At 50.4% G+C, this 1,420-nt stretch carries 1 rRNA gene; it reads left to right on the forward strand.

Annotated elements, in window-relative coordinates:
• Window positions 1-24 precede the first annotated feature (24 nt).
• Window positions 25-1,420, forward strand: a 23S ribosomal RNA gene (locus L9G74_RS19810); the annotation flags it as partial.

Raw genomic sequence — 1,420 nt, forward strand, 5'->3', positions numbered from 1 at the left:
AGAGGAAACTCATCCGGGTTGTATGGTTAAGCGACTAAGCGTATACGGTGGATGCCTTGGCAGTCAGAGGCGATGAAGGACGTATTAACTTGCGATAAGCGTAGATGAGGTAGTAAAAACCGATTGAGTCTACGATTTCCGAATGGGGCAACCCACTTACATAAGTAAGTATCTGCATGTGAATACATAGCATGTAGAGGCAAACCGGGAGAACTGAAACATCTAAGTACCCCGAGGAAAAGAAATCAACCGAGATTCCCCTAGTAGCGGCGAGCGAACGGGGACCAGCCCTTAAGCTTTTGGGGTGTTAGTGGAATGCGTTGGAAAGCGCAACGGTACAGGGTGACAGTCCCGTACACGAAAACTAACCAGAAGTGAAAACGAGTAAGGCGGCACACGTGACATGTTGTCTGAATATGGGGGGACCATCCTCCAAGGCTAAATACTCCTGACTGACCGATAGCGAACCAGTACCGTGAGGGAAAGGCGAAAAGAACCCCTGTGAGGGGAGTGAAATAGAACCTGAAACCGTATACGTACAAGCAGTGGAAGCGGTCCTTGAGACCGTGACTGCGTACCTTTTGTATAATGGGTCAGCGACTTACATTTAGTAGCAAGGTTAAGCGAATAGCGGAGCCGTAGGGAAACCGAGTGTTAACTGCGCGTTTAGTTGCTAGGTGTAGACCCGAAACCCGGTGATCTAGCCATGGGCAGGTTGAAGGTTGAGTAACATCAACTGGAGGACCGAACACACGTCTGTTGAAAAAGACGGTGATGACCTGTGGCTGGGGGTGAAAGGCCAATCAAACCGGGAGATATCTGGTTCTCCTCGAAAGCTATTTAGGTAGCGCCTCGAGCGAATACCATTGGGGGTAGAGCACTGTTAAGGCTAGGGGGTCATCCCGACTTACCAACCCTTTGCAAACTCCGAATACCAATGAGTACTACTCGGGAGACAGACGGCGGGTGCTAACGTCCGTCGTCAAAAGGGAAACAACCCAGACCGTCAGCTAAGGTCCCAAAGTTATTGCTAAGTGGGAAACGATGTGGGAAGGCTCAGACAGCTAGGATGTTGGCTTAGAAGCAGCCATCATTTAAAGAAAGCGTAATAGCTCACTAGTCGAGTCGGCCTGCGCGGAAGATGTAACGGGGCTAAGCAATACACCGAAGCTACGGGTTCATACGCAAGTATGAGCGGTAGAGGAGCGTTCTGTAAGCCGTTGAAGGTGAAGGGGTAACCCACACTGGAGGTATCAGAAGTGCGAATGCTGACATGAGTAACGATAATGGGGGTGAAAAACCTCCACGCCGAAAGACCAAGGGTTCCTGTCCAACGTTAATCGGGGCAGGGTGAGTCGACCCCTAAGGCGAGGCTGAAAGGCGTAGTCGATGGGAAACGGGTTAATATTCCCGTACTTTT

This window comes from Shewanella electrica (genome assembly GCF_022321485.1).
GTDB classification, from domain to species: domain Bacteria; phylum Pseudomonadota; class Gammaproteobacteria; order Enterobacterales; family Shewanellaceae; genus Shewanella; species Shewanella electrica.